Source organism: Vannielia litorea, assembly GCF_018424695.1.
GTDB lineage: Bacteria > Pseudomonadota > Alphaproteobacteria > Rhodobacterales > Rhodobacteraceae > Vannielia > Vannielia litorea_A.
This window is the reverse complement of record NZ_QTNQ01000043.1, coordinates 1-22779: the sequence shown is the minus strand read 5'-3', so window position 1 is coordinate 22779 and position 22779 is coordinate 1. Positions and strand designations below refer to the sequence as shown.

21 protein-coding genes are annotated in these 22779 nt (G+C 66.5%); 5 read left to right on the top strand and 16 right to left on the bottom strand.

Features of this window, described 5'->3' with window-relative positions; genetic code table 11:
- Window positions 1-2: 2 nt before the first annotated feature.
- From DYI42_RS14575 to lptF, 3 genes are read right to left on the bottom strand one after another with little or no spacing between them, the layout of a single operon-like run.
- Complete coding sequence (locus DYI42_RS14575) at window positions 3-2162, bottom strand: LPS-assembly protein LptD (RefSeq protein ID WP_213546724.1); 2160 nt, start codon at window positions 2160-2162, stop codon at window positions 3-5.
- Entirely contained in the window at window positions 2162-3271 is a 1110-nt protein-coding gene (lptG, locus tag DYI42_RS14570) for an LPS export ABC transporter permease LptG (RefSeq protein ID WP_213546723.1), read from the bottom strand. The genes DYI42_RS14575 and lptG overlap by 1 nt, the downstream gene beginning before the upstream one ends.
- Window positions 3268-4398: an LPS export ABC transporter permease LptF gene (gene lptF, locus DYI42_RS14565; RefSeq protein WP_213546722.1), complete on the bottom strand. Its 1131-nt coding sequence runs from the start codon at window positions 4396-4398 to the stop codon at window positions 3268-3270. Before lptF ends, lptG begins: the two co-directional genes overlap by 4 nt.
- Window positions 4399-4553: 155 nt before the next feature.
- Between lptF and DYI42_RS14560 the strand changes: the two genes are divergently transcribed.
- Both DYI42_RS14560 and DYI42_RS14555 read left to right on the top strand, forming a co-directional pair.
- A complete protein-coding gene (locus DYI42_RS14560; RefSeq protein ID WP_213546721.1) occupies window positions 4554-6014 on the top strand; it encodes a leucyl aminopeptidase in 1461 nt (486 codons plus the stop codon).
- Window positions 6015-6020: 6 nt separating this feature from the next.
- Window positions 6021-6485 (top strand): DNA polymerase III subunit chi, encoded by a 465-nt coding sequence (locus DYI42_RS14555; RefSeq protein WP_213546720.1) that lies wholly within the window; start codon window positions 6021-6023, stop codon window positions 6483-6485.
- 254 nt (window positions 6486-6739) lie between these two features.
- Here DYI42_RS14555 and DYI42_RS14550 read toward each other — a convergent pair whose 3' ends face one another.
- The 8 genes from DYI42_RS14550 to cysG all read right to left on the bottom strand — a co-directional run bounded on the left by DYI42_RS14550 (window position 6740) and on the right by cysG (window position 13499).
- Window positions 6740-7321 carry a retropepsin-like aspartic protease family protein gene (locus DYI42_RS14550; protein WP_213546719.1) on the bottom strand — a complete coding sequence of 194 codons (582 nt, stop codon included), beginning with the start codon at window positions 7319-7321 and terminating at the stop codon, window positions 6740-6742.
- A 32-nt stretch (window positions 7322-7353) separates the two neighbouring features.
- Complete coding sequence (locus tag DYI42_RS14545) at window positions 7354-7968, bottom strand: MarC family protein (RefSeq protein ID WP_213546718.1); 615 nt, start codon at window positions 7966-7968, stop codon at window positions 7354-7356.
- A gap of 44 nt (window positions 7969-8012) precedes the next feature.
- Window positions 8013-8870: a ferredoxin--NADP reductase gene (locus DYI42_RS14540; RefSeq protein ID WP_213546717.1), complete on the bottom strand. Its 858-nt coding sequence runs from the start codon at window positions 8868-8870 to the stop codon at window positions 8013-8015.
- A gap of 84 nt (window positions 8871-8954) precedes the next feature.
- Window positions 8955-9380: a DUF934 domain-containing protein gene (locus tag DYI42_RS14535; protein WP_213546716.1), complete on the bottom strand. Its 426-nt coding sequence runs from the start codon at window positions 9378-9380 to the stop codon at window positions 8955-8957.
- Between the two features lies 1 nt (window position 9381).
- A complete protein-coding gene (locus DYI42_RS14530) occupies window positions 9382-10164 on the bottom strand; it encodes a phosphoadenylyl-sulfate reductase (RefSeq protein WP_213546715.1) in 783 nt (260 codons plus the stop codon).
- Window positions 10154-11821 (bottom strand): nitrite/sulfite reductase, encoded by a 1668-nt coding sequence (locus DYI42_RS14525; RefSeq protein WP_213546714.1) that lies wholly within the window; start codon window positions 11819-11821, stop codon window positions 10154-10156. Before DYI42_RS14525 ends, DYI42_RS14530 begins: the two co-directional genes overlap by 11 nt.
- Window positions 11821-12120: a DUF2849 domain-containing protein gene (locus DYI42_RS14520; protein WP_213546713.1), complete on the bottom strand. Its 300-nt coding sequence runs from the start codon at window positions 12118-12120 to the stop codon at window positions 11821-11823. The genes DYI42_RS14525 and DYI42_RS14520 overlap by 1 nt, the downstream gene beginning before the upstream one ends.
- Window positions 12120-13499: a siroheme synthase CysG gene (cysG, locus tag DYI42_RS14515; protein ID WP_213546712.1), complete on the bottom strand. Its 1380-nt coding sequence runs from the start codon at window positions 13497-13499 to the stop codon at window positions 12120-12122. The genes DYI42_RS14520 and cysG overlap by 1 nt, the downstream gene beginning before the upstream one ends.
- 136 nt (window positions 13500-13635) lie before the next feature.
- Between cysG and DYI42_RS14510 the strand changes: the two genes are divergently transcribed.
- Window positions 13636-14106: an Lrp/AsnC family transcriptional regulator gene (locus DYI42_RS14510; protein WP_213546711.1), complete on the top strand. Its 471-nt coding sequence runs from the start codon at window positions 13636-13638 to the stop codon at window positions 14104-14106.
- 74 nt (window positions 14107-14180) lie between these two features.
- On the opposite strand, the gene DYI42_RS14505 is transcribed toward DYI42_RS14510, so the two are convergent.
- A complete protein-coding gene (locus tag DYI42_RS14505; protein WP_213546710.1) occupies window positions 14181-14651 on the bottom strand; it encodes a hypothetical protein in 471 nt (156 codons plus the stop codon).
- A gap of 28 nt (window positions 14652-14679) precedes the next feature.
- A complete protein-coding gene (locus DYI42_RS14500) occupies window positions 14680-15861 on the bottom strand; it encodes a cytochrome P450 (protein WP_213546709.1) in 1182 nt (393 codons plus the stop codon).
- Window positions 15862-15906: 45 nt separating this feature from the next.
- Between DYI42_RS14500 and DYI42_RS14495 the strand changes: the two genes are divergently transcribed.
- Together DYI42_RS14495 and DYI42_RS14490 are read left to right on the top strand one after the other, a co-directional pair.
- Window positions 15907-17676, top strand: a complete 1770-nt coding sequence (locus tag DYI42_RS14495; protein WP_213546708.1) for a sensor histidine kinase — start codon at window positions 15907-15909, stop codon at window positions 17674-17676.
- Window positions 17673-18908, top strand: a complete 1236-nt coding sequence (locus DYI42_RS14490) for a sigma-54-dependent transcriptional regulator (protein ID WP_213546707.1) — start codon at window positions 17673-17675, stop codon at window positions 18906-18908. Before DYI42_RS14495 ends, DYI42_RS14490 begins: the two co-directional genes overlap by 4 nt.
- A gap of 88 nt (window positions 18909-18996) precedes the next feature.
- On the opposite strand, the gene purF is transcribed toward DYI42_RS14490, so the two are convergent.
- From purF to radA, 3 genes are all read right to left on the bottom strand, one after another.
- Complete coding sequence (gene purF, locus DYI42_RS14485; RefSeq protein WP_213546736.1) at window positions 18997-20454, bottom strand: amidophosphoribosyltransferase; 1458 nt, start codon at window positions 20452-20454, stop codon at window positions 18997-18999.
- A gap of 210 nt (window positions 20455-20664) precedes the next feature.
- Window positions 20665-21279, bottom strand: coding sequence for a CvpA family protein (locus tag DYI42_RS14480; RefSeq protein ID WP_213546706.1), 615 nt, complete (start codon window positions 21277-21279; stop codon window positions 20665-20667).
- Between the two features lie 25 nt (window positions 21280-21304).
- Complete coding sequence (radA, locus tag DYI42_RS14475; protein WP_213546705.1) at window positions 21305-22669, bottom strand: DNA repair protein RadA; 1365 nt, start codon at window positions 22667-22669, stop codon at window positions 21305-21307.
- Between the last annotated feature and the right edge of the window lie 110 nt (window positions 22670-22779).

The following is a 22779-nucleotide window of genomic DNA, read 5'->3' as shown; positions in this document are numbered from 1 at the left end:
GCTCAGCCCCGGCAGCCACGTGCGAGGTGCCGTTGGGAGGCACGGCCCGCTCCGAATCCGGTGAGCGAGACTTGCAGGCCGACATCTGTCGTCGGGTCGATGGCGGTGGAGGAGGTGAAGCGGCGGGAGACCGAGAAATCGACTTCGACGCATTCGTTGCGCCACTCGACGCCAAAGGTGGCCTCGGCGGCCCGGTCCTGTTCCACGTCGTAGCGCCAATCGAGCGAGAGCAGCCAGTTGTCATCAACCTGCCAGGCGGAATCGAGGGTGATTTCGTTCACGTCGAGGGGGCGGTTTTCCAGCGCGTTGGCTTCCATCCAGATGTAGGAGCCCGCGAGCGAGAGGTTGTCGGTGGACCAGGAGGCGCGCAGCTCGTTCTTGGCGAAGGAAAAGTCATCGTCGAAGAGCGCGCGGTTTGTCAGGGTGAGCCGGTTGGGCAGTTGCAGTTGCACTGCCGCGAGCCAGTCGGAGCGCGTGCCGTCGAGGCCCGGGTAGCCGTCGAACTGGCCGAGGTCGTCAAAGCGGAAGATGCGGCCCAGGGTCACGCCCAGCGTCCAGCCATTTGCATCGAAGCGGGTCCAGCGGACGCCGACATTGGCCCGCAGGCCACGCTCGTAGACATCGCCGCCCGGGAATCGGTCGAGCGAGAAGAGGTTGCCTTCGTCCAGTTCCAGCAAGGTGCTTTCGTCATTGGGCAGGTCGGTGTCGCTCTCGGGGGTCCAGGCGAGTTGGACGATGGGTTCGAGGATGTGGGTGGCCAGAGGCGAGCGGCGGATGAAGGGCCAGCGCAACTCGACGGCGGCTTGCGGCGTCACCTCGAAGACCGCATCGGTATAGGCGGCATCGTCGTTCACCTGCGTGTAGTCGAAGTTCAGCGCGCCGAGAGCGCCGATCATGATGCCGTTGTCCAGCAGCCAGTCGCGCCGCCAGTCGAGGCGGGCGGTGGCGCGGGTGACATCGCGGCCGTCGACCACCAGATCGTCGTCGCCGCTGTCGATATCGATATCTGAGCGACGGTAGTGGTGGTGCAGGTCGAAGGTGAAGCCCGCCGAGCCGCCCAGCCACCCCGGTGTGAAGCGCTTTTCGTAGTGGAGATCGGCTGTCACGGTCGGCTGGGTCTGGTTGCTTTCGCTGTCGCGCAGCGAGCGATAGGCCGTGATGTTTGCGCGGAAGTTCTCGTCGCGCCGGGTGCGGGCGATTTCGGCGGCGCTGTCGAGCCTGTCCTTGTCGGAATAGTCGTAGTCCAGCAGGTAGCCGGTGTCGGAGACGGTTTCGATATCGAAGGTGAGGGTGTAGCCGCGGCCGATGTCGAAGGCGCCTTCGGTGAAGAGGTAGGAGCGCAGCTCGCCCTCGCGGATGTCATCCTCCGAGACCGCCCCCTCGAAGGAGAGCGTGCCTGCGCGGAAGGCGCGGCGGAAGCGGTATTCCAGAGTGCGGGTCGAGTTGGTTGACAGGTAGGGCGTGAGGGTGAGATCGGCGTGGGGGCCGATGGTGATGAAGTATGGGATCTTCACCCCGAAGCCGAGCGCATCGGTGGAGCGGAAGGTGGGCGAAAGGAAGCCGGTGGCGCGTTTCAGGGTCGGATCGGGAAGGCGCAGGCGGGGCAGGTAGAAGACGGGCACGCCGGCCACCTCGAAGCGGGCGCCGTCGAAGTAGAGCTGTTGCTCTGCCTCGTCGTGGATGATCCGCTTGGCGCGGATCTGCCAGAGCGGCACAGGGCGCTTGCCGCAGACCTGGCAGGTGGAGGCGACCGTCTTGTAGAGCTGGGTGTAGCGCCCGTTCACCCGGTTGATCTCTGCCGCCGCAAGCTGAAGCTGCTGGCCCAGCACCATGCGGGCGGAGCGCAGGAGGCCGTTGCGCAGGTCTGTCGAGAGCGCGGCGTCGGAGGCGAGGATCACGGTATCCGCGCCGTCGGTCAGGGCAATGGGGCCGTCGATCACCAGCATGTTGGTGGACTGGTCGTAGACGATCCGGCTTGCTGTCATCCGGGTCGTGCCCTGGATCACCTCGACGTTGCCGCTGGCGATGAGCCTGTCATTGCCGGCGATTTCCACCCGGTCGGCCAGGAGCACGGCATCTTCGGACTGCTGTGCCCGGGCCGGGCCGATGAGTACCGCGAAGAGGCCTGCGAGGGCGATGAGCGAAGCGAAGAGCCGCCTCATCATCCGTCCTCCAGATGTAGAAGAAGGGCCAGCGAGGCGAGAATCCCCGCCACCGGAGGTGTCCAGGCGGCCATGGCCACCGGGATCTGGCCGTTCTCTCCCAGGATCTGCGCGAAATTGCGGATGAAGTAGAGGGCAAGGCCCAGCATCAGCGCCATGAGCACCATCAGCCCGGTCTTGCCGAACCGGGTGTGGCGCATGGTGAAGCCGGCGCCGACCAGCACCATGCCCATCAGGAACAACGGCAAAGCCAGTTCCATCTGCATCCAGACCTTGTGCAGACGCGCCGAGAAGCCCGCGCCCTCGAGGTTGGCGATGAAAGCGGGCAGCTCCCAGATGGGAATGGCGGAGGGTGTCCCGAAGCTGTCACGGATCTGGTCGAGCGTCAGCGCCGACGGCACTTCCATCTCGATTGCGCGGGATGACGCGGCCTCGGGGTTGGGCACGCCCACCAGCGGCCAGACCTTGGCATTTTCCAGCACCCAGCGGCCCGGCTCAAGCCGGGCGGAGGCTGCCTCGATGCGCTGGACCGGGCCCTGTAACTCACTGCCGGCGGGTGCAAAGCTGAGAAAGGTCACGCCCTCGAAGGTTGTGCCATCGAGGCTGGCGCGAGAGGCACGGATCACCGTCTGCCCTTCGGGGCCGCCCTGCCTGAGCCACAGCCCCTCGCCGGAAATCGACAGCACCGACCCGCCGCCCGCCTCGAGATCGGCGGCCTTCTGCTCGTAGCGGACCTGCGTGGCCGCGACGATGGGGTTCATCACAGCGATTCCGAGGGCGCCCAGCAGGAGGGCGACCACGACGGGCGAGATCAGCGCCCTGAGCGCCGAGCGGCCTGCGGCGCGTGTCACGACAAGCTCGGAGCTGCGGGCGAGGCCGAGAAACAACACCAGCGTGGCCAGCAGCACGATAAGGGGCAGGATGCGGTAGAGCGTTTGGGGCACGGAGAGCAGCGAGAGCTCGAAGGCGGTGCCAAAGGAGATGCCGCTGTCGGAGAACCGGCGGAGCTGTTCGACGATGTCGAGCAGGATGAGCAGGATCGCGAAGATGCCGAACACACCGGCGAGCGAGAGCGCGAACTTGCGGGCGAAGTAGAGGTGCAGCTTCATGCCGGGGCCTCCACATTGCGCCTGCGGGTAAAGATGAAGGGCCTGTCGGCGTACCAGAGCAGGGCCGCGGTGATCGCCAGCCCGACCACCAGCGGCACGTAGACCAGGGGCCAGAGCGCCACATCCTTGCGTGCGGCCCCGGCTGCGACCGTCTCCAGCACCTGCACGACGATCAGCAGCCCCACCGATATCAGGATCTGGCGCCAGACCCCGAACCGCGAAAAGCCGCCGGTGATGAGCGTGGCGAAGCCGATGAGGGCGGCGACGAGCGCGGTGAACGGCTGGGCGATGCGAAGATTGCCTTCGTAGGTGAACTCGGCGGCGGTGCGCCCGGTGAGCTCCAGCAGCTCTGGCGTGGGCGAGAACAATGCAGGCGTGGGGTAGTGGCGGATATCCGTGCGGGCGAAGCTCGACGAGGTGATGAGCGCTCCGATATCGTAGGAGAAATCGGAGAAGGAGGTGGTGAAGAGTCGCTCGGTCTCGGCCGAGAGGGTCTGGGCCACGCCATCGAACATCACCAGCTTCGGCCCGGTCTCCTGGCGCACCAGAAAAGCGCGGGAGGCGGTGTAGGTGGTGCGCTCTTGCGCATTGCGGGCGTCCGACAGGAACACGTCGCGCAGCTCACCCTCCGGCGAGATCTCGCGGATGTAGAAGGTGATACCCTCTGCCGGATGCAGGAACTGGCCCTCTGTCAGGAAACGGGCGGTGATGTTGTTGGCGATCTCGGCCTGCCGCTCGGCCAGCTGGCCACGCGAGGCGGGCACCAGCACATGCACCAGCACCGCCATCAGCAGAGTCACGAAGAGCCCGAAGTAGAGAACGGGCCGCGCCATGCGCCAGGCCGAGAAGCCGGTGGCCTGGATCACCACCAGCTCGGACTCGGAGGCCAGCCGGTTGGTGGCGTAGACGGTGGCGACGAAGGCTGCCATGGGGAGCACGAGGCGGATCACATTGGGCAGTGAGAGCGCCGTGAACTCCACGAAGACGCCCGCCGACTGGCCGTCGGCGATGAGCTGGTCAAAGAGGATCACCGCGCGGTTGACCCAATAGACCGACACAAGCACCAGCGAGAAGAAGCCGAAGAGCACCAGCAGTTGCGCAAGGATGTAACGGTCGTATCGCGGCACCGGCTGCCCCAGGGGTGGTGTTCTTGTTGGCGGCGAAGCTACCCGATCGGCGGGGTCGGGGAAACCGTTAATGGCGGCGTCGGCGGTGCGCCCCCTTTTCCTTTGCCCCGATTCCGCCCTAGCTATGGCGCAATGCCAATCAAGGAGTGCCCCGGATGACCGACCTGCCCCGCTTCGCCCTGAAAGAAACCGACATTGACGCCATTGCGGGTGCAGCGGGCCGCGTGGTTGTGCTGGTGCCAGAGACGGGCAAGCTCGATGTGCCCGCGCGCCGGGTGAACCGGCTGACGCGCGGGGCATTGAAGCGGATGGTAGAGAGCGAGGCCTGGGGCAAGCTGGAAGAGGGCGAGGCCAAGGATCTGACGTTCCCCTCGGGCATGGAGGCCGAGGTGGTGCAGGTGATCCGTCTGTCGCGTCGCCCCACGGTGGAGGCGGCCCGCCGCGCGGGGGCCGCCATTGGCAAGGCGGCGGGCGAGGGCCCGGTGCTGGTGCTTGCGGGGGCGACCAAGCGGGCGGGAGATGTGCTGCTTGGCGCGATGCTCGGAGCCTACGACTACGTGGAGATGACCTCGAAGGAGGCCAGGGCCCCGGCTGAGATCACCCTGATGATGACCAAGCCCGAGGAGCTTGATGGCGCCGAGGTTCAGGCCATGGCCGAGGGTGTCGCCTTTACCCGGGATCTCGTCAATGCCCCGGCCAACGTGCTGACCACCACCAGCTTCGCCGACCGGCTGAAGGCGTTGGAGGGCGACGGCCTCACGGTGGAGGTGTTGGAGGAAGACGAACTGGAGAAGCTCGGCATGGGCTGCCTGCTGGGTGTGGGCATCGGCTCTGAGAGCCCCTCGAAGGTGGTGGTGATGCAATGGAACGGCGGCGGCGACGAGGCCCCGCTGGCGCTGGTGGGCAAGGGCGTGGTGTTCGATACCGGCGGCATCAGCCTCAAGCCCGCAGGCGGCATGGAAGACATGACGATGGACATGGGCGGCGCAGGCGTCGTCTCGGGCGTGATGCAACTGATGAAGGCGCGCAAAGCCAAGGCCAACGTGGTGGGCCTCGTCGGGCTGGTCGAGAACATGCCCGACGGCCGCGCCCAGCGGCCCGGTGATATCGTGACCAGCATGAAGGGCGACACGGTGGAGGTGATCAACACCGATGCCGAGGGCCGCCTCGTTCTGGCGGATGTGATGTGGTACGCGCAGGAGCGGTTCAAACCCTGCGGCATGGTGGACCTCGCCACGCTGACGGGCGCGATCATCGTGGCGCTGGGGCATGAGAACGCGGGCGTCTTCTCCAATGATGACGGCTTTGCCGGGGCCTTCCTCAAGGCCGCCGAGGCCGAGGGTGAGGGGGCTTGGCGGATGCCGCTGGGCAAGGCCTATGCCAAGCTGCTCAAGAGCCGGAAGGCGGATGTGAAGAACGTCGGCACCCGTTGGGGCGGTTCGATCACCGCTGCCGAGTTCCTCAAGCGCTTCGTCAAGGAAGAGACGCCCTGGATTCACCTCGACATTGCCGGGGTGGCGCAGCCTGCGGATGCACCTGCGTTGGGTCCAAAGGGCGCTTCGGGCTGGGGCGTGCTGGCGCTGAACCGGATGATTGCGGACGGCTACGAAGGGTAACGCCGCGTGGGCAAGGCCATGTTCTACCACCTCACCCAGCGGCCCCTGGAGCAGACGCTTCCGGTGCTGCTGGAGCGCAGCCTTGCGGCAGGCTGGCGGGTGGCGGTGCGGGGCCGTGACCCGGGGCGGATGGACTGGCTGGACGAGGCCCTCTGGAAGGGGCCGGATGAGCAGTTTCTCGCCCATGGCCGAGCGGGCGGAGCCCATGATGCGCTGCAACCGGTGCTGCTGACGACAGAGCCCGATATGCCCAACGGCGCGACCTGCCTGATGGCGGTGGACGGTGCGGCGGTGGAGGCGGGCGAGGTGGCGACGCTGGAGCGGGTCTGCGTGCTCTTTGACGGCCACGACCCGGCGGCTGTGCAGCACGCGCGCGGCCAGTGGAAGGCGCTGACCGGCGCGGGGGCCGCGGCTGAATACTGGTCGGAAGAGAGCGGGCGCTGGGAAAAGAAGGCGGAGAGCGGCGGCTAGCGGCCCTTCGAGATTGCGGGGCAAGCCCTGCCATCTTTATGTGGGCAGTGCAGTCTTCATCCCGCCGTGCTTCCTGGGCGTCGAGGCTCCGCAGTGGGGGTTTCACACCCCCACACCCCCGTGGGATAGTTCTGGAGCTCCGAGAGGAACAGGGTGCCTGTGATCCTCTCGGAGCTCCAGAACTATCCCCGCCGGAGGCCTGAAATCTCTTTTGGTGCTGCCGTGCGCCAAGCGGGGCGGTGCTGAAAAACCGGCTACCGCCGGAGGATCATTTCGCCCCGGGAGAAGCTGACGGAGGCGAAGCGTTCGAGGTAGCGCATGCCGAGGAGCGAGCCGTTCATCTCGCCGTCGTTGACGAGGGCGCTCACGTTCCGGTCGGAGATGTCGCCCAGGCTGACCTCGTCAAGGCGCACCAGCGCGGTGCGGACCTCGCCATTGGCGGTGTTGGCGCGCCCCAGGTAAGCGAGGCTTTCGGGGTCGATCCCGGCGGCGCGGGCGTCGGCGCGGCTCAGCACCATGTCGGAGGCGCCGGTGTCGACCACGAAGCGGGTGGGCGATCCGTTGATGTCGAGCGTGAGATAGTAGTGACCATCGGGGGAGACGGGCACCTCGACGCGGCCATCCTCGGCGAAGACGGATTGCCGGGGGGAAACTTCGCGTTTGACATCGTTCCAGAGGCCATAGGCGACGATGGCGCCGAGAAAGATGAAGACCCAGAGCGCGGCGTGCCGGGCGGTCTGGCCCCAGTTGGTCCGGCCGGACACGAAGAAGTAGCTGCCGACGAAGACGCCGAGCAGGATGAGATAGGTGAGCCGTCCGAGGGTATCGCCGTCCATGTCAGGTATCTAGGAGGGCGCGCGGCGCATTTCTAGAGCAGGGAGAGGTCGCGCAGCCCGTCTATCACGAATTGGACCGAGAGCGCGGCGAGCAGCATCCCGAGCAGGCGGGTGGCGACATTGATGCCGGTCTTGCCCAGCAGCCTCGAGAGCAGGCCGCCACCGAGGAAGAGGAGGAGCACGATGGTAAGCACGCTGGCCATGACGCCGATCACCTGCAAGGTGGTCGTCCAGTCGGCGTTGGGGGAGCCGGAGAGCAGGATCACCGAGGCGATCGCGCCGGGCCCGGCGATGAGGGGCGTGGCGAGGGGGAAGATGGAGGGATCGGGGCGGTCCTCCTCGGCCTGATCCTCGCGGCGCTTGGTGCGGCGCTCGAAGAGCATTTCGAGCGCGGTGAGGAACAGCAGCAAGCCGCCGGAGATACGGAAGGCGGGCATGGAGATGCCGACGAATTCAAGCACCGCCTCACCAGCGAGGGCGAAGATAAGCAGGATGGAAAAGCCGATGGCCACGGCACGCACGGCGATGGCGCGGCGGCGGGCCGGGCTTTCGTCATGGGTCAGCGCCGCGAAGAGGGGCGCGAGGCCGAGCGGGTCGATCACCACGAAGAGGGTGACGAAGGCCGATATCAGAAACGCGGTATCCATCTGCCCCGCCTAGGCGGTTCGACGCGGCGGGGCAAGTGGTGCGTTCAGTCCAGGAAGGCTTTTTCGACGACGTAATGCGCGGGCTTGGAATTGGCGCCCTCTTCGAGGCCGTAGCCCTCGAGCATTTCCTTCAGCTCGAGGTTGAAGGCGAGGTTGCCGCAGATCATCGCGCGGTCGGTCGTGGGGTTGAGCTCGGGCACGCCGAGGTCGGAGAAGGCCTCGCCGGTGCGCATCAGGTCGGTGATGCGGCCCATCTTGGCGCTCTCTTCGCGGGTGGTGGTGGGGTAGTAGCGGATCTTCTTCCAGAAACCCTCGCCGATCACCTCGTTGAGCAGTTCGTCGGTTTTGAGGCTCTCGATCAGCTCGCGGCCATAGGTCAGCTCGCCGGCCTCGCGGCAGGTGTGGGTGATGACGATTTCGTCATAGTCTTCATAGGTTTGCGGCTCGCGCAGGAGCGAGGCGAAGGGCGCGAAGCCGGTGCCGGTGGCGAAGAACCAGAGGCGCTTGCCGGGCAGCAGGGCGTCATGCACCAGAGTGCCGACGGGCTTGGGGCGCAGGATGATCTCGTCGCCCACGGCAATGTGCTGGAGCCTGGAGGTGAGCGGGCCGTCGGGAACCTTGATCGAGTAGAACTCCAGCTCCTCGTCCCAGGAGGGGGAGGCGATGGAATAGGCGCGCAGCAGGGGCTTTTGCTTGCCGGTCTTGGGATCCGGGTCGCCCATCAGGCCGATCATCACGAATTCGCCCGAGCGGAAGCGCAGGCTGGCGGGGCGTGTGCAGCGGAAGCTGAACAGCCGGTCGGTGTAGTGCTTCACCTCCGTCACGGTCTGCGCGTCGGGGAGGGCGGGCTTGGCTTTGACGGGTTGGGCGGCTTGTTCGGTCACGGGGCTCTGGTCGGTCATTTGCATCTGTCGCGGGCGGTATCTGCCACGCGGCTCCTTGGTGCTTTGATCTGTATCAGGGTTTTTGAATGTGTTCGAGGCGGCTCAGGCGCGCAGGCGGGACTGGTAGTCATGCGCTTGCCAGTCGGCGCGAAACTTCCACTCGGCCTCGGGCTGGCGAGCGGCAAGATCGGGGGAGATTTCGACCTCGTCGAAACCACAGCGCCGTGCCATGGCATATTGATCGGAGATCACATGGCCCGCAGCCCGAAGGCGCCCGGCAAAGCCCATCCGGCGCAGGGCGCGGGCGTGGGTGAAGCCGCGGCCATCGGCGAAGGTGGGAAAGGCGATGCGGATCATGTCGATGCCGTCGAGCCGGGCAGAGAGCGCTGCCGGGTCATCCTCTGGCGCGAGGTCGACCGCGAGGGCGGGGGCGCCCGCCTCGGTATTTTCCAGCTCGGCCAGCGGGGTGACGGGGTGGGCCCAGGCGTCGGGGGCAAAGCCTTCGTCTGTCACGATGATGTTGCTCATGTCAGGCGCTCTTTCTTTCCGGGGCGGGAAGGGGGCCGCGCACCACCTTGCCGTCGATGAAATGGATTCCGCATTCTTCCTTGTCCTCGCCGCGCCAGCGACCGGCGCGCGGGTCTTCTCCCTCTTTTACCGGCGTGGTGCAGGGCCAGCAGCCGATGGAGGGGTAGCCTTTGGCGACCAGCGGGTGGCGGGGCAGATCGTGCTCATCCATATAGGCCCTGAGCTCGGTCGCGGACCAGCCTGCCAGCGGGTTGATCTTGATCCGCGGGCCTTCGCTTTCGAAGTAGTCCAGCGATGCGCGGGCCTCGGCCTGAAAGCGTTTGCGGCCCGTGACCCAGCCGTCATAGGCCAGCAGGGCGTTGGCGAGCGGCACGGTTTTGCGCAGGTCGCAGCAGGCGTCGGTGTCGCGCTGGTGCAGGGTATCGTCGGGGTCGGCGCGGGCCAGGTCCGGGGCGGGCGCGCGGATTTGCTCGACGCCGGTGAGGCCGAGTTTTTCTGCGACATCGGTTTGATATTGCAGGGTTTCCTCAAAGAGCATCTGGGTGTCGATGAAGAGAACCGGCGCGGCGCGGTCGATCTCTGAGATCATGTGCAGCAGCACCACCGACTCGGCCCCGAAGGAACTGACGGTGGCGATGCGGCCCATCGCCGGATCGGTCAGGGCGTGGCGCAGGACGTCCTGCGCCGTGGCTCCGGCGAACCGTTCGTTGAGGGCGCGGGCCTCGGCGGCGGCGCGGGCTTCGGCCACCTCGTCGGTCACGCCTGTGACGGTATCACGCGGCATTGCGAGCCTCGCTTTCTGGGTAGAGGGCGGCCTTGAAGGGCGCATCCCCCAACCGGCGGAAGGTTTGCAGGAAGGTCTCCTGGGGCGCGTCGCGCAGATCGAGATAGGCCAGCATCAGCCGCTCGATGGCAGGCACGATCTCTTCGGCCGAAAAGCCCGGCCCCATGCGCGTGCCGATGGCTGCCGTCTCGGTGTGATCGCCGCCCAGCGTGACCTGGTAGTTCTCCACGCCCGCGCGGTCCAGCCCGAGGATGCCGATGTGGCCCACGTGGTGGTGGCCGCAGGCGTTGATGCAGCCGGAGATCTTGATCTTAAGCTCACCGACCTCGTGCTCGATCTTCAGCTCGTCGACGCGGGTGGCAATTTCCTGCGCGATCGGGATCGAGCGGGCGGTGGCCAGCGCGCAATAATCCATGCCGGGGCAGGCGATGATATCGGAGGCCAGCCCGATGTTGGCCGTGCCCAGCCCGGCGGCCTTTAGCGCCGCGTGGATCGCGGGCAGGTCGCCCTTGTGGACATGGGGCAGGATGACGTTCTGCTCGTGGCTGATGCGGAGCTCTCCGTGGGCATACTCTTCGGCCAGGTCGGCCATCAGGCGCATCTGGTCGGAGGTTGCATCTCCGGGGGTTTTGCCATGGGCCTTTATCGAAATTGTGACAATCGCATGATCGGCGTCGCGGTGGGCCGTCAGGTTGGTGTCGGCCCAGGCGCGGAAGACCGGGTCCATCTGGTAGGCGGCCTCGTAGGCGGCGACATCGCCCTTGCGCAGCGGCGGGGTGGCGAACTGGGCCTTGATGCCGGCGAGAAGCTCCTGATCGACGCCGGTGAACTCGGGGCGGATTTCTTTGAACCGGGCTTCGATCAGCTCGCGCATGGTGTCGATCCCGTTCTCGTGCACGGTGATCTTGATGCGGGCCTTGTACTTGTTATCGCGGCGACCGAGCGTGTTGTAGACGTGGACGATGGCCTCGCAGTAGGGCAGCAGGTCGGCCTCGGGGAGGAAGTCGCGCACCACCTTTCCGATCATCGGGGTCCGGCCGAGGCCGCCGCCGATGATGACCTTGAAGCCGAGTTGGCCTTCCTTTTCAACCAGTTGCAGACCGATGTCATGGCTGCGGATCACCGCACGGTCGGCCTCTGCCCCCGTCACCGCGATCTTGAACTTGCGGGGCAGGAACTGGAATTCAGGGTGGTCGGTGGACCATTGGCGCAGCAGCTCGGCATAGGGGCGCGGGTCGGCCTCCTCGTCGCCCGCAGCCCCGGCGAAGTGGTCGGAGGTCACGTTGCGGATGGTGTTGCCGGAGGTCTGGATCGCGTGCATCTGCACGTCGGCCAGCGCCTCGAGCATGTCGGGCACGTCCTTCAGCGCGGGCCAGTTGTACTGGATGTTCTGGCGCGTGGTGAAGTGGCCGTAGCCCTTGTCCCACGTGTCGGCGATGAAGGCGAGCTGGCGCATCTGGCGGGCCGAGATGGTGCCATAGGGGATGGCCACGCGCAGCATGTAGGCGTGGAGCTGCAGGTAGAGGCCGTTCATCAGGCGCAGCGGCTTGAACTCATCCTCGGTGAGCGAACCGTCGATGCGGCGCTCGACCTGGGCGCGGAACTGCGCGACGCGGGAGCGGACGAAAGCTTCGTCGAAGTCGGTATAGGTATACATCAGAGCTCCACCTGTTTGCCGTGGGCGTAGTTGGAGGGGCCGGTTGCGCGGAAGCGCTCGCGGAAGTGAGTGGGTTGCGGACCCTTCGTGCCCTGGGCGGCATCGGCGAGGTAGGCGCCGACGATCTCGCCCGCCTGAAGCGCGGCGGCAGCGAGGGCGGCATTGGCGGCCTCTTCATCGTTGAAGAGCCGGGCATCCTCGTGGCGGCGCGACCATTCGCCGTTGTTAGTGAGGTAGATCACGTCGCCCTCGATGAGCGCGTTGGCGGTGACGATCTTGGGGGTGAAAGGCTTGGGCATTACTGGGCAACCTTCAATTCGAGCGCATCGGCGGCGTCGCGCGGGGCGAGGCCATAGAGGAGGACCGCGGGGCCCTCGAGGCCCTCCGTCGTATCGGGCAGGGCGGCGAGTGTGGTGTGCAGGATGCGCGCCTCGGGGCGCGAGGCGTTTTCGACCACTGTGACATCGGTGTCGGGCGCGGCGCCGTGCATCATCAGGCGGCCCTGGAGGAATCGGGCGCCCTTCTTGGCCATGTAGATGGCGGCGACATTGCCGGGGCGGGCGAGGGCGGACCAATCCTGCTCGGTGAAGCCCTTGGTGTCATGCCCCGTCAGAAATCGCAGGTCGCTGTTGCGACCCCGCTTGGTCAGGCTTTGGCCGAGGGAGGCGGCGGCGGCGGAGGCGGCGGTGATGCCGGGCAGGATGCGGGTGGCGATGCCGTGGGGGGGCAGCGCGTCGAGCTCTTCGTCGAGGCGGCCGTAGATCACCGGGTCGCCGGCCTTCAGGCGCACGACCTTTTCGCCCTTCAGCGCGTGGCCGACCAGCAGGGCGTTAATCGCGTCCTGAGGCGTGGACTTGCCAAAGCCGCGCTTGCTCACGTCGATCATCAGGGCTTCGCGGCGGGCGAGTTCCAGAATTGCCGGGGAAACGAGGCCATCGTGGATGATCGTTTCGGCTTCGTCGAGCGCGCGGCGGGCGGCGAGGGTAAGCATCTCGGGGTCGCCGGGACCTGCACCGACGAAGGCAACTTCGCCGGGCTCGGGGACGGCGTCGAGGTGGCGGGTGAGCAGCTCTTCCAGCGCCGTGCGGGCGCTGTCTTCGCCCTGCGCCAGCGCCTTGGGGCCCTTGTCGAAGTAGTACTCGGCCCAGAAGTCGCGGCGCTTCTTGCCCATCGGCAGGGCGTCGGCGGCCTTGCGGAAAGCCTTGCCGATTCGGGTGAGCAGGCCGAGGGAGGCGGGCAGACGCTCTTCGAGGTCGCGCTTGATGGCGCGGGCGAGCACCGGGGCGGCGCCCTCGGTGCCGATCGCCACTGTCACCGGGTCACGGTCGACGATGGCGGGGGTGATGAACTGGCTGTTGTGGAGGTCGTCCACGATGTTGACCAGCGCGCCCTCGGCTTCGGCCAGGGCCTTGATGCGGGTGTCCTCGGCGTGATCCTCATTGGCGCCGTAAGCGAGACGGGCGCCCGCGAAGTCGCCCGCCTGCGCGGCGCGGCTGTGCAGGGTGATGCGGCCCTCGGCGGCGAGGGTTTGGAGATCGGCGTGGGGATCGGCGGCGTAGACGTGCAGATCGGCCTCTGTCTTGGTGAGCAGGCGCAGCTTGGCCAGCGCTGCCTCGCCTCCGCCCGAAAGCACCACGCGCTCACCGCGGGTGTTGAGGAAGATCGGGAAATGCTGCATGGCGGCGGCTCCTGTTGCTTGTGCAGAATGTAGAATTTTGTTCTGGTAATTGGCAGTGCCTCGCGGCAGTTAAGGAAAAACGTTCCGAGAAACTCCCGTGGTGGGCCGGAATTCTATCAAGGCAGGAGAAAAGCGAATGTCTGTCCGATTGGACAAGATCGACCGGAAAATCCTTGCGGAACTTCAGAGTGACGCCGGGCAGTCCCTCGACGAAATTGCCAAGAAAGTGGGCAGTTCGAAGACGCCGGTGTGGAACCGCGTGCGCAAGATGCGCGAGGCCGGGGTGATCCGGCAGAACACGGTGCTTCTGAACGCAGAGGCGCTGGGGCTGGAGGCCTGTTTTTTCGTGCTGATCCGGACGTCAGAGCACGAATCCGACTGGCAGCAGAAGTTCCTGCAGGCCCTGCGCGCTCGGCCCGAGGTGCTGGAGGCACATCGGCTTGCGGGCGATATCGATTACATCCTGAAGGTGCAGGTGACCAACGCGCGGGCCTATGACGAGTTCTACCAGGCGCTGATTTCAGAGGTGAAAATTCACAACGTGACGGCGCTGCTCTCGATGGAAGAGATCAAGAGCACCACGGCCTTGCCCGTGGCGGTCGATTAGGGCGCGGGATCTGAGTGGGTTTTTCTTTTTTTCAGCGGGTTAGCGGCGCACCTTAATTCGCCTCTGCCAAGGCTTCAAAGACCGGCTGAAGCTTGCGCGAGGCCGGTCGACAGGCCAACGCGGATGACGCTTTGCTCTCCCGCGCCGATGCCGGAATCCTCCCATATCACCAGCCGCCCCTCGGGCACCTCGCGGTAGAGCGACGCCCAGACCATTGCGCTGTCGGGCCCGGCAGTGGCGCGGATGTAGAAGGTGAGGTTGACGGGAGCGATCATCTTCAGATCGTCCGGCGTGGGGCCGTATTCATCCGTGCCGAAGCCCCATTCCACGAGGCCGAGGTGCCGGTGCGCGAGACCGGCCTTCGAGGCCATGCCGGCCACCGAGGTGGCGAGCGGGGCGCACATGTCGTTGGCGAATTGCTCGCGGGTCAGGGTGACGCATTGTGTGATGACACCGTCATAGCCACTGGCGCGCTCGGGGGAGAGCACACGTTCCTGGGCGGCGGCAGGCAGGGTCAGGGCGAGGAAAACAAGTGCGCTGCGCATGGGAAACCCCTGAATGAATGGCAGGAGGTTAGGCGGTGACGAGCAGCTTTTCCAGCCCGTGGAAGTGGTAGACGGGCGCATAGCGGGGTGGTTCTGTGATCGCGAGCTGCGGGCAGGCGGAGAAGAGGGCGGGCAGGGCGATTTGCAGCTCGAGCCGCGCAAGGGGCGCCCCGACGCAGAAGTGCAGCCCGGCGCCGAAAGCCATGTTGGACGGGCCCCGGCGCGTGGGGTTGAACGTATCGGGGTTCGGGTAGGCATCCGGGTCACGATTGGCGGCGGCGAGCAGGCAGGAGATGCGCTGGCCGCGTTCGATCTGCGTGTCGTAGATTTCGAAATCCTCGCTGGCGATGCGCTCGAAGATGTGCAGCGGGGGCGCGTGGCGCAGGACTTCCTCGGTGAGCAGCGGCGCGTTCTCGGTGGTTGAGGCGTGGCCGGCAAGCTCATGTTCGCAAACCAGTTTCACGCCGTTTCCGAGGCTGTGGACGGTGGCTTCATGGCCCGCGTTCAGCAGCAGGATGACGGTGGAGGTGAGCTCTTCTGCGCTGAGCTTCTCGCCTTCCGCCTCAGCTGCGATGAGGTGCGATATCAGGTCATCCGCAGGGGTCGCTCGGCGGCGGGCGATCTCTTCGGCGAGGAAGGCGGTAAAGGCCTGCGTTGCTTCCATCGCGGCGTCTTCCATCGCTCGCGTGCGGCCCGCCTGATACATGCCGACCATGGCATTGGACCATGCGAGCAGGTCAGGGGCACGGCGCGTGTCGACCCCGAGCAGGGTGGCGATGGTGATAACGGGAAGCGGGCGGCAGTAGGCGTCGAGCAGGTCGAAGGGGCCGGAGGGGAACCTGTCGATGAGATCTGCGCAAAGCGCCTCGATGGCGGGGCGTTGGGCCTCCACGGTGGCGGAGGTGAAGGCGCGCAGCACCAGCCCGCGCAGGCGGGTGTGGCGGGGCGGGTTGAGCTCCAGCATCGAGTTGGCCTCGACGTCGTAGAAGGGCTGCAGACGCGCCGGGATAGCCGGGGCGAGATCGGCGGGCATCTGGCGTCCCAGGCGACGGTCTTTCAACAGGCGCTTCACCTGTGCGTAACCGGCAGCCGCGAGTTGCCCGTAGTCCTCCCAGAAGAACAGGTCTCCTGCGGCGCGGGCGCGGTGGTAGAAGGGGTATGGGTCTTGCACGAAGGCCGGATCGGTGGGGGACTGGGAGAGCACCTGCATGGCGGCGACGCTTTCAGATGCGCTTCGGATTGTCTAGGAAGAGGAATGACGCGACGGCTGCTGGTGATCCTGCTCTATCTCGGCGCGGCGGCGCTCCTGAGCGTTGCCGCGGGCTGGGGGGCATTTGTTTCGGCGCTCGACGAGGTTGAGCGGCGCGGGCAGAGCGATTTGCGGCTCACCTCACAGCGGCTGACGACGCAGCTGCAGAGCTACGCCGAACTGGCCGTGGCGCTGGCCGACCGGCCCGAGCCGCAGGCGCAGGTGGCGGGCCGGGGAGCGTCGGAGTGGGTTTCGGCCCTGCTGGTGCGCCACGCCGACATGACGGGCAGCGCGGCGATTTTCCTGACCGATCTGAACGGGTTGGTGCTTGCCGCGACGGGCGAGGGCGGGCCGAGCGTGCTGAACGGGCCCGAGATCACCCGGGCGGCACAGGGTGCGCTTGGAAGCAGCCACAGGGTGCACCCGGACACCGGGCGGCGCCTCTACTCCTTTGCCGCGCCGATCTTTGCGCCGGACGGGCCGGTGATGGGGATCGTTGTGGTGCAGGCCGATTTGCGGCTGATCGAGCTGGACTGGGCGGGCGACCCCGTGCCGGTTTTCTTTACCGACAGCGATGGCATCGTCTTCGTCGCGAACCGCACCGAGCTTTTGTTGATGAGCCGGCACGGGGCGTCAGGCGAGGCAGTGCATGAGGGCGCGGAAGTGAAGCCCTTCATTGCGCACCGGTCGTGGCAAGCGGAGGGGCGAGACCTGTGGTGGGTGGATGGCGGCCCCTATATCCCGCGCATGGCGTTGCATCTCGTACAGGAGTTGCCGGTGATCGGGATGCGCGGCGAGGCGCTGATCTCTCTGGCTCCGGCGCTGCGGCTCGGCGCGTTGGCGGCGGCAGCCGTGGCGGCGCTGTGCCTTGGCTTCGGGGCGTTTCTGTTCCTTTTGGGCGAGCGGCGCCGGGCGCTTGCGGAGCGGCTCTCGGCGGAGGCGCGTGCCAATGCGGTGCTCGAAGCGCGGGTGGAAAAGCGCACCGCGGCCTTGCAGGCGGCAAACGAAAGGCTGAAGGCAGAAGTGCGGGAGCGCAAGGATGCCGAGGCGGCGCTGCGCCGGGCGCAGGCAGATCTGGTGCAGGCGGGCAAGCTGAGTGCATTGGGGCAGATGAGTGCCGGGCTGTCCCACGAGCTGAACCAGCCGCTGATGGCGATCCGCTCCTTTGCCGAGAATGCCGAGAGCTTTCTGGAGCGCGACAACCCGGAGCGGGCGGCGCAGAACCTTGGCCGGATCGGTGACCTGGCGCGGCGGATGGGCCGTATCATCCGCAACCTGCGCGCCTTTGCCCGTCAGGAGAGCGAGCCGATTGGCCGGGTTGATCTGGGGGCGGTCGTGGAGGCTGTTCTGGAGATGGCCGAGGGCCGGATGGGTCAGTTGGGGGTGACGCTGAAGTGGGATGCGCCGGACGCCCCGGTGATGGTGCGCGGCGGAGAGGTGCGGCTGCAGCAGGTGGTGCTGAACCTTGTCAGCAACGGGATTGACGCGATGGCGGGGCGCGACACCGCGGAACTGGGCATTTCCATCGAGCCGGGTGCGCCCGTGCGGCTTCGGGTGCGGGACAGCGGCCCCGGGATTGCCGAGCCGGACCGGATCTTCGATCCGTTCTATTCCACCAAGGAGGTGGGAGCGAGCGAGGGGATGGGGCTGGGCCTGTCGATCAGCTATGGGCTGGTGCAGAGCTTTGGCGGCAATATCCGGGGCGTGAACCGGGAGGAGGGCGGCGCGGAATTCACCGTTGAATTGCAGCCTGCCGATATGGAGGCAGCGGCATGAGCAACGCGCGGCGCGTTCTGGTGGTGGATGACGATGCGGCGGTGCGTGAGGCCTTGGGACAGACGCTTGAGCTGGCCGACATCGAGGCGATCCTTGCGGGCAGCTACATCGAGGCGAAGGATCATATCGGTCCCGAGTTCGATGGCGTCGTGGTGAGCGATATCCGGATGCCGGGGCGGGACGGATTTTATCTGCTCGCGGAGGCGCGGCGGCGCGACGACGAGCTGCCGGTGATCCTGCTGACCGGCGAGGGTGACGTGCCAATGGCGGTGAAGGGGATTGGCGAGGGGGCCTTCGATTTTCTGGAAAAGCCCTGCGGGCCGAGGGAGCTGGTCGGCGTTGTCGAGAAGGCGCTGAAGGCGCGGGCCCTGGTGCTGGAGAACCGGCGGCTGAAGCGCGAGCTGGAGCGGGGCGATGCGGCTTCGCGGATGATCTTTGGCCATTCTGCGGAAGCGCAGGGGTTGCGCGCGCAGGTGCGGGCGGTGGCCCGGGCCGGAGCCGAGGTGCTGGTGACGGGCGGGCCGGGCTCGCAGACGGCGAAGGTGGCGGAGGTGATCCACCTGCTGTCACCGGCTGCGCCGCAGCCCTTCGTGAAAAGGCTCGCCGCCTCGCTCGATGAAGCGCGGCTGGACATGGCGGTGGAGGCGGCCGGGGCGGGCACGCTCTTTCTGGACGAGATCTCTGCGCTGCCAGCGTCGGTGCAGCTTGTGCTCCTCGACAGGCTCGAAGCGCCGGGAGAGGCGCGGATCATAGCGGGCACCACACGCGACCTGGTGGCCGAGATGGAGGCCGGGCGTTTTGCCGCCGATCTTTATTACAGGCTCGACGTGATGCAGGTGCGGATTCCGACGGTCGAAGAGCGACGCGAGGACATTCCCGTGCTGTTTCGACACTACGTGGCGCAGGCGGCGGAGCAGGCGGGCATCCCCGAGCCGGAGGTGACAGAGGAACATCTGGCCGGGCTGATGGCACAGGACTGGCCGGGCAACGCACGCTCACTGATGAGCGCTGCGATGCGGTTTGTGCTGGGGATGCCGGGGGAGGTGCAGGAGGCCGCCGAGCTGGGGCTGGCGGAGCAGATGGCGCGGGTGGAGAAATCGCTGATCGCGGCGGCGCTGGGGCGGCAGAACGGGAATGCGACGGCCACGGCGGCGGCACTGGGGCTGCCGCGGAAGACCTTTTACGACAAGTTGGCGAAGCACGGGTTGAAGGCGGAAGACTTCCGACGTTAGGGCAGGGGGCTGCTCATCGGGGCCTTGCCTGCGGCGCGGCTCCTCTTCGCGGCAGTTGTGCAGTCATCCTCTGGTCGGACCCGAGGCCCTACTCGGCAGCGGTCTTCATCTCGAAGCCCTGTTCGATCATGTCGGCGGGCTCGACCGGGTATTCGCCAGAGAAGCAGGCATCGCAATATTGCGGCGCTTTCGGGTCGCGGCCCTTGGCTTCGCCAACGGCGCGGTAGAGGCCGTCGAGCGAGATGAACTTGAGGCTGTCGACGCCGAGGTAATCGGCCATTTCATCGGCGCTCATGTTGGCCGCCAGCAGCTTGCTCCGCTCCGGCGTATCCACCCCGTAGAAGCAGGGCCAGGCCGTGGGCGGGGAGGCGATGCGAAAGTGGACTTCCTTTGCACCCGCGTCGAGGATCATTTCCTTGATCTTGCGCGAGGTGGTGCCGCGCACGACGGAGTCGTCGACAAGGATCACGCGCTTGTCCTTGATCAGTGCCCGGTTGACGTTGAGCTTGAGGCGCACGCCCATGTTGCGGATCTGCTCGGTGGGCTCGATGAAGGTGCGGCCCATGTATTGGTTGCGGATGATGCCCATGGCGTAGGGAATGCCCGACTCGAGGCTGTAGCCGATGGCCGCCGGGGTGCCGCTGTCAGGCACGGGGCAGACGAGATCGGCTTCGACCGGGGCTTCCTTGGCCAGTTCGCGACCGATTGCCTCTCGGGTTTCATAGACCGAGCGGCCACCGAGGATGGAATCGGGGCGCGAGAAATAGACGTGCTCGAAGATACAGAAGCGGCTCTTCTTGGGGCGGAAAGGCTGGCGGCTGTCGACGCCGTCCTTGGTGATGACGACCATCTCGCCCGGCTCGATCTCACGCACGAATTCGGCGCCGATGATGTCGAGCGCGCAGGTTTCGGAGGAGAGCGCCCAGCCGTCCCCGACCTTGCCAAGCACCAGCGGGCGCACGCCGAGCGGATCACGCACGCCGATCAGCTTGGTGCGGGTCATGGCGACGATGGAAAACGCGCCTTCGACCCGGCGCAGCGCGTCTTCGAGCCGCGCGGGCACGTCGCGTTGCAGCGAGCGGGCCATGAGGTGGATGATGCATTCGCTATCGGAAGAGCTCTGGAAGATTGAGCCGCGCTCGATCAGCTCTTTGCGCAGCGCCCCGGCATTGGTGATGTTGCCGTTGTGGGCAATCGCCGCGCCGCCCATCGAGAACTCGCCGAAGAAGGGCTGCACATCACGGATTTGCGTGTTTCCCTTGGAGCCGGTGGTGGAGTAGCGCACGTGGCCGATGGAGAGCGGCCCCGGCAGGGTGTCCATCAGCGAGGCCTTGGTGAAGTTGTCGCGCACGTAGCCGAAGCGGCGGGCGGAGTTGAAGCCTTGCTCGGGATCGTGGCTGACGATGCCGCCGGCCTCCTGGCCGCGATGTTGCAGGGCATGGAGGCCGAGGGCCACGAAATTGGCGGCCTGTTCCACACCTATGACGCCGAAGACGCCGCATTCTTCGCGGAGCTTATCGTCATCGAAAGGGTGCGCGGGGGGCATGGCGGGGTGGCCGTGCTGTGTGTCGGGCAAGGGGCAGCTCCGAATCCGGCTTTGTGGGCGTTGCGCCCCGTTTAACCTTTGGCGCGGGCGCTGTCATCCCTTTGTCACGCAGGGATTGCTGTGGGGTGACAGGTGCGCAATGAATGCGCACCCTACGGGGCTGACGCCGGTATTTTGCCGGGCACGCCGATTGGCGCGACCCGGCCCCGATCACTCGGAGGCGGGCTGGTCGGGCAGAGCGGTGGGGTCTGCGGGGGCAACGGCCGGGGCTCCGCAAGAGCGATCAGTCAGGCTTTCGAACTTCTCGCGGAACCAGTTCATCACGCCTTCCTGGTCGGCTATTTCACCGTCGATCCGGGTTTTGGCGGAGCCGAAGAGCTTGGAGGTCTGGCTGTCGTCAACGAAGGCGAGGCTCTCGCTTCCGGCGATGAAATCATAGAGGACCAGCGCGATGGCCACGAGGATGAGGCCGCGCAGGGCTCCGAAGATGAAACCCATGCCCTGATCGAGCGCGTTGAGCGCGGAGCGCTGCACGAGGCTTGCAAAGAGTGGCGTGAAGAGGGCGAAGATCACGAGGCCGATGGCGAAGACCACGATGAAGCCCGCGCCTGTGGCCAGCTCGCAGTTGTCGAGGAAGTCCTGCACCACCGGGATTTCCTTGACCAGCGGCACCGCCTGCGGAGCGAAGATATAGGCCAGAACGGCGGCACCGATCCATCCGGCGATGGCAAGAACCTCGCGCACGAAGCCGCGGGAGTAGGCAAGAATTGCCGACAGGACGATGACGACGGCCACGCCCGCGTCGAAAATGGTGAAGCCTTCCATGTGCTCTCTTCTTGCCTTTCCGGTCTCAGCCCGCGCCGAACATCTCGCCCACGAAGCCCGTGAGGTCTGACATCTTGCGCAGGTCCATGCCCCCGCCGGAGGTCGCCTTTGACCCCTCTGCCAGCGTTGCGCAGGAGAAACCAAGTTTTTGCGCCTCTTTCAACCTGTTTTCGGTTTGCGAGGAGGGCCGGAGGGCGCCGGTGAGGCTGATCTCGCCGAAAACCACCATGCGTGGCGGCAGGGCCACGTCTTCGCGGGCCGAAAGCAGGGCGGCGGCGACGGCGAGATCTGCGGCGGGCTCTGACACCCTGAGGCCACCCGCGACGTTGAGGTAGACATCCATTCCTGCGAAGGGGATGCCGCAGCGTGCCTCGAGCACGGCGAGGATCATCGCGAGGCGGCCCGAATCCCAGCCCACCACGGAGCGCCGCGCCTGACCTGCCGGGGCCGGGGCGACAAGGGCCTGAAACTCGACCAGCACGGGCCGTGTGCCTTCGATGCCCGCAAAGACGGCGGTGCCGGCGGCCGGGGACTCGTTGTCGGACAGAAACAGGGCGGAGGGGTTGGAGACTTCGGCGAGGCCTTCGCCGGTCATCTCGAACACGCCGATCTCATCCGCCGGGCCAAAGCGGTTTTTCACCGCGCGCAGGATGCGGAACTGGTGGCCACGCTCGCCCTCGAAGTAGAGCACGGTATCGACCATGTGCTCGACCACGCGGGGGCCGGCGATGGCGCCTTCCTTGGTAACATGACCGACGAGGATGACGGCGGTGCCGCGCCGTTTGGCGAATTGGGTCAGCTCATGGCAGGCCGCGCGCACCTGGCTGACCGAGCCGGGGGCGGAATCGACGGTGTCGGACCACATGGTCTGGATCGAATCGATGATGCAGAGGTCGGGGCGCTCGGCGTCGAGCGTGGTGAGGATGTCACGCAAGCTCGTTTCGGTGGCCAGTTTCACCGGCGCGTCGGCGAGGCCAAGGCGGCGGGCGCGCATGCGGACCTGTGCGCTGGCCTCCTCGCCGGAGATGTAGATGGTTTTCTGCCCTGCCAGCGCGAAGCGGGCGGCGGCTTGCAGCAGAAGGGTGGATTTGCCGATGCCCGGATCGCCCCCCACAAGCGTGGCCGAGGCCGGCACGAGGCCGCCGCCAAGCACGCGATCGAATTCATCGAGGCCTGAGGTGGTGCGGGGCGGCGGGGCTTCGGGCGAGGCCAGATCGGCCAGTGGTATGGTGGCGCCCTTCTTTGCGCCGAGCCCCTTGCCCTTGGGGCCGGAGGAGAGTGGCGCCTCTTCCGTGATCGTATTCCAGGCACCGCACGCATCGCATTGCCCCGACCACTTGGAGTGGGACGCGCCGCAGGCGGTGCAGGTGAAGGCGAGAGCTTTGGCCATGCGCTTTCATGCCTGCTGGGGCGCGAATTGGAAAGGGGCGCCAGAAGAGAGTCGAGGCCTCCGGCGGGAGATATTTGGAGCAAGAAAATGAATGGGTCTGGTGAAGGGGG

Coding starts and splice junctions, on each gene's coding strand:
- DYI42_RS14575 (WP_213546724.1), bottom strand. CDS start 2,162: ATGAGGCGGCTCTTCGCTTCGCTCATCGCCCTCGCAGGCCTCTTCGCG.
- lptG (WP_213546723.1), bottom strand. CDS start 3,271: ATGAAGCTGCACCTCTACTTCGCCCGCAAGTTCGCGCTCTCGCTCGCC.
- DYI42_RS14560 (WP_213546721.1), top strand. CDS start 4,554: ATGACCGACCTGCCCCGCTTCGCCCTGAAAGAAACCGACATTGACGCC.
- DYI42_RS14550 (WP_213546719.1), bottom strand. CDS start 7,321: ATGGACGGCGATACCCTCGGACGGCTCACCTATCTCATCCTGCTCGGC.
- DYI42_RS14545 (WP_213546718.1), bottom strand. CDS start 7,968: ATGGATACCGCGTTTCTGATATCGGCCTTCGTCACCCTCTTCGTGGTG.
- DYI42_RS14540 (WP_213546717.1), bottom strand. CDS start 8,870: ATGACCGACCAGAGCCCCGTGACCGAACAAGCCGCCCAACCCGTCAAA.
- DYI42_RS14535 (WP_213546716.1), bottom strand. CDS start 9,380: ATGAGCAACATCATCGTGACAGACGAAGGCTTTGCCCCCGACGCCTGG.
- DYI42_RS14530 (WP_213546715.1), bottom strand. CDS start 10,164: ATGCCGCGTGATACCGTCACAGGCGTGACCGACGAGGTGGCCGAAGCC.
- DYI42_RS14525 (WP_213546714.1), bottom strand. CDS start 11,821: ATGTATACCTATACCGACTTCGACGAAGCTTTCGTCCGCTCCCGCGTC.
- DYI42_RS14520 (WP_213546713.1), bottom strand. CDS start 12,120: ATGCCCAAGCCTTTCACCCCCAAGATCGTCACCGCCAACGCGCTCATC.
- cysG (WP_213546712.1), bottom strand. CDS start 13,499: ATGCAGCATTTCCCGATCTTCCTCAACACCCGCGGTGAGCGCGTGGTG.
- DYI42_RS14510 (WP_213546711.1), top strand. CDS start 13,636: ATGTCTGTCCGATTGGACAAGATCGACCGGAAAATCCTTGCGGAACTT.
- DYI42_RS14505 (WP_213546710.1), bottom strand. CDS start 14,651: ATGCGCAGCGCACTTGTTTTCCTCGCCCTGACCCTGCCTGCCGCCGCC.
- DYI42_RS14500 (WP_213546709.1), bottom strand. CDS start 15,861: ATGCAGGTGCTCTCCCAGTCCCCCACCGATCCGGCCTTCGTGCAAGAC.
- DYI42_RS14495 (WP_213546708.1), top strand. CDS start 15,907: ATGACGCGACGGCTGCTGGTGATCCTGCTCTATCTCGGCGCGGCGGCG.
- DYI42_RS14490 (WP_213546707.1), top strand. CDS start 17,673: ATGAGCAACGCGCGGCGCGTTCTGGTGGTGGATGACGATGCGGCGGTG.
- purF (WP_213546736.1), bottom strand. CDS start 20,454: ATGCCCCCCGCGCACCCTTTCGATGACGATAAGCTCCGCGAAGAATGC.
- DYI42_RS14480 (WP_213546706.1), bottom strand. CDS start 21,279: ATGGAAGGCTTCACCATTTTCGACGCGGGCGTGGCCGTCGTCATCGTC.
- radA (WP_213546705.1), bottom strand. CDS start 22,669: ATGGCCAAAGCTCTCGCCTTCACCTGCACCGCCTGCGGCGCGTCCCAC.